Below are 3163 nucleotides of genomic sequence, written 5' to 3' on the forward strand. Positions count from 1 at the left end.
AGCTTATCTTGGTGGTATCACGCCTTATATTTATTTGCGTCTCTTTCGAAAACCTTTTGACGGCATCACGACATGGATGCGTTATATTGTATTTTTACCTATAACTTTTTTTATTTTTATAGGCACTCACAATATATGGCTCATTACATTGATAATTACAACGTCAATCGTATTTATCGGCGGCCTTGTCTATCGCTCCCAAGGCATTAAGGAATGGAAAAATCCGTGGCTTATTGCCGGTTGGTCCTCATTCACCCTCCTGCTAACCATAGCCAGCGTGAGCAGGGATTTCTGGAACACTTTATCCTTTGATGGGTATCATAGTGAGCCGGCCGCTCTTTTGCTGTTGGGAACATTAATAATATTTTTTGTAGTTGGAGTCATTTTGACAGTTCAAAAATGGACACCTCTGAAGTTGATGGTGATGGCATTTCCTTTGCTGGCGCTTTTCAAATATTTCGGGTTCATTGGGTATGTCCCGATGTTTTGGATCACGAATGTCTACTTCGCAGTTTTAGGAATTATGACCCTGTTATACGGAATGCGGAACAGAGAGCTGCTTGAGATGAATGCAGGCATGCTTCAGCTTGTTTTGCTTATCTCCTCTAAGTTTTTTGATAGTGGAATAAGTATTATCGGACGTGCGATTGTATTCATAATAATTGGACTGATTTTTATTGCGGCTAATATATACCTTGGCCGTTATTTCAAAAAAACAGAAGATAAGCTCTTAACGGAGAAGAAAAATGGATAAAAAGAATTGGTGCCGACTTATATTTTTTCTCATAACTGCGCTGGCCGCCGTGGCGTACCCGGTTTTCAAAATCATTAATTATGAATTGCCGTCAGTGTCTCCTGCCGTTTACCGTTTTAAAGCCGGCATTGTAGATCCGTATGACCCCTTCAGGGGACGTTATGTAGCATTAAACGCTCTCCCGAATGAGATTATATTAAAGGAAGAAAAGAAATTCCAAGACGGAGCATATGTATATGCAGTGCTGAGCAATGATAAACAAGGTATCGCTACTGTAGTGGATTTAGTTGAAAAGCCGATAGCAAAAATGGACTGTCTTAAAATCCGTTTTTATGAATACGGAAATTCTAAAGATAACGCGGGCAGAACAACATACAGGATAAGCCTTCCCTTCGATCGTTTTTACTTAAACGAAAGTATTGCCCCGGAGGCGGAAAAGGCTGTCGCAGATATTACACGAAATAATAACGGTGAGTGCTTAATAATAGTAAAAGTATATTCAGACGGAAATTACGCGATCGAGGACCTCGAAATTAATGGCAAATCTATTCACGAGTACCTAAAGGATATCGCGAGAGAGTAATAGGGGCAGACCTTTATAATTCATAAATCCAGAATTTTTCGGATCTCTTCAATAATTTTCCCGTTGGCCTTCGACTTACATTGCCACTTCAAATCTTCTGCTTGCCCGAGTAACACCCAAATCCGACAGAAGGAACAGGTCTCATATCTCCTTCTTTAAGTAGTGTCAATTGTGTAGGTCTGACCCCACCGTTACATGGAAAATAGCGATCACACATATCAACAGATTTTTTTTCATCACATTCACTCCCTACTTCATTTATTATGGCTTACACACCTTACATGGACGGTGTCCGTCGTTTATCGCCGCTTCTCGTGTGGGATAATAGATGATGTTTTCCGGGTCAATTTTCTGCGCCCATTTACAACTGGCATAATGGAACGGTTCTCGGAGTTTAGAAGCGACATAGGGTCCTGAAGCAATGGACAGCGTTCGCATAGAAAGGATAACCAAAAAGACAACAACAAGTCCAATTACACATGACGAGAGCAACTTTCTCATTTTGTGCACTCCTTTCAAATTTTAACAGAATCTAATTATGTCTCTACTGAGCATATGAGCATATTAATTTTTATAGAACTCGCATCCAATACTTGCGGAATACAGAGCTGAGAAGAGACAAAACAATAACATTTTTTTATCAATCACCTCAAAAGTAATTTTCCAGAGTGGAATAAAACCAATAAATTCGCCTCCGCTTTTTTGTGAAAATCTACACGGAGGCGCTGCAAAAGATAGCAGTAATGACAATATAAATATAGACACGGCGATGTTTCTTATGCTCATTGAGCTGTGCTCGGAAACGGAATTAAAAAGCGATACGGCAATAATAGGTAACACGAGAATTCCTACAATCCACAGCAACATCATCGCTCCCTTTTTGTATTCTCTCAACTTCATTTTTTTATGTCTACATTTTTGTGACGCTATCATAGGCAGTTGAGGTAGATAGAATCTTAAACCTAATCGCATAGGTTTATTCTTTTAATTGTCTTAAAATTTATAATTTCTTTGAGACTAAGTAAACTCCTCCGCTAATCAAAGCGATTATCCCAAGATTAACGAAGAGCCTTGATGTGTCATATTCAAGATGAGAACCAGCTATTTTTTCTTCTGAAGAAAATAAATTGTGGTATCCAGAGAAAGTTCTATATGATGTGCTATTGCTAACTCTGTCCATCGGCATAAATAAGATACAGTGGATAGTCGCCAAGACCACGAATACCATCAACGCACGTCTTCTCTCAGTATTCATTTCAATGTACCTCCTTGTTTAATCGCTTTTAAAAGTATAACACCATAACTAACGAGGCGAGACTGGATTTGGGAAGTTGTTTCTCAAGGAAAATACCTTCATTTCGCTTCTTTACTGAGTTTGTGAGTGCTTGTAGAAACAAAAATAGAGCCTTCGTTTTTTGAAGAAAACTCTATTATCTTCTAGAGTGGTGGACAATTTGTATCAATATTGAAGCTTGCAAAAAGTCATCTTATTGATAGAATTGACGTATAAAAGTATGCGCTGTATTTACATAGAATAAAGACTGTCTTTGACCTTTGCGGTCATCGTAGTTTCTTTGTAAGGGGGCGATTTTGTGCTTGGTATTCAAATGAAGTTCAACGAGCAGGTTAAGTCGATTGAAATTATTGAAGCTAAGACTCCTAAAGAGCCTACCGCTCGCTACCAACGAGTATATTCTCCCATAAAAGAAATCCCTTCGAATTTTGTCGCCATTGATTTTGAAACGGCTAACAGCAACAGGTGTTCCCCATGTTCTGTAGGAATAGCAATAGTAAAAAATGGCGAGATAGCTGATTCATTTGAAAGA

Annotated in this window: 6 protein-coding genes; 3 read left to right on the forward strand and 3 right to left on the reverse strand. The window is 38.8% G+C overall.

Going from position 1 to position 3163, the window contains the following annotated elements:
* Nucleotides 1–76: 76 nt before the first annotated feature.
* Together GXZ13_02615 and GXZ13_02620 are read left to right on the forward strand one after the other, a co-directional pair.
* The gene (locus GXZ13_02615; GenBank protein ID NLX74731.1) at nucleotides 77–754 is read left to right on the forward strand and encodes a hypothetical protein; all 678 of its coding nucleotides are present in this window, start codon (nucleotides 77–79) and stop codon (nucleotides 752–754) included.
* A complete protein-coding gene (locus GXZ13_02620; GenBank protein ID NLX74732.1) occupies nucleotides 747–1337 on the forward strand; it encodes a GDYXXLXY domain-containing protein in 591 nt (196 codons plus the stop codon). Before GXZ13_02615 ends, GXZ13_02620 begins: the two co-directional genes overlap by 8 nt.
* A gap of 261 nt (nucleotides 1338–1598) precedes the next feature.
* On the opposite strand, the gene GXZ13_02625 is transcribed toward GXZ13_02620, so the two are convergent.
* From GXZ13_02625 to GXZ13_02635, 3 genes are all read right to left on the reverse strand, one after another.
* Nucleotides 1599–1838 (reverse strand): hypothetical protein, encoded by a 240-nt coding sequence (locus tag GXZ13_02625; GenBank protein ID NLX74733.1) that lies wholly within the window; start codon nucleotides 1836–1838, stop codon nucleotides 1599–1601.
* Between the two features lie 63 nt (nucleotides 1839–1901).
* Nucleotides 1902–2237, reverse strand: coding sequence for a hypothetical protein (locus tag GXZ13_02630; protein ID NLX74734.1), 336 nt, complete (start codon nucleotides 2235–2237; stop codon nucleotides 1902–1904).
* Nucleotides 2238–2337: 100 nt separating this feature from the next.
* A complete protein-coding gene (locus GXZ13_02635) occupies nucleotides 2338–2592 on the reverse strand; it encodes a hypothetical protein (protein NLX74735.1) in 255 nt (84 codons plus the stop codon).
* Between the two features lie 337 nt (nucleotides 2593–2929).
* On the opposite strand from GXZ13_02635, the gene GXZ13_02640 reads away from it, so the two are divergent.
* The coding region (locus tag GXZ13_02640) for a hypothetical protein (protein ID NLX74736.1) at nucleotides 2930–3163 on the forward strand (234 nt) is incomplete at its 3' end.

It is taken from the genome of Synergistaceae bacterium (assembly GCA_012728235.1).
Classification (GTDB): domain Bacteria; phylum Synergistota; class Synergistia; order Synergistales; family Synergistaceae; genus JAAYFL01.

Excerpts from the sequence above, each read along its gene's own strand:
- GXZ13_02615 (NLX74731.1), top strand. The coding sequence starts at position 77 with ATGCGTTATATTGTATTTTTACCTATAACTTTTTTTATTTTTATAGGC.
- GXZ13_02625 (NLX74733.1), bottom strand. The coding sequence starts at position 1,838 with ATGAGAAAGTTGCTCTCGTCATGTGTAATTGGACTTGTTGTTGTCTTT.
- GXZ13_02630 (NLX74734.1), bottom strand. The coding sequence starts at position 2,237 with ATGAAGTTGAGAGAATACAAAAAGGGAGCGATGATGTTGCTGTGGATT.
- GXZ13_02635 (NLX74735.1), bottom strand. The coding sequence starts at position 2,592 with ATGAATACTGAGAGAAGACGTGCGTTGATGGTATTCGTGGTCTTGGCG.
- GXZ13_02620 (NLX74732.1), top strand. The coding sequence starts at position 747 with ATGGATAAAAAGAATTGGTGCCGACTTATATTTTTTCTCATAACTGCG.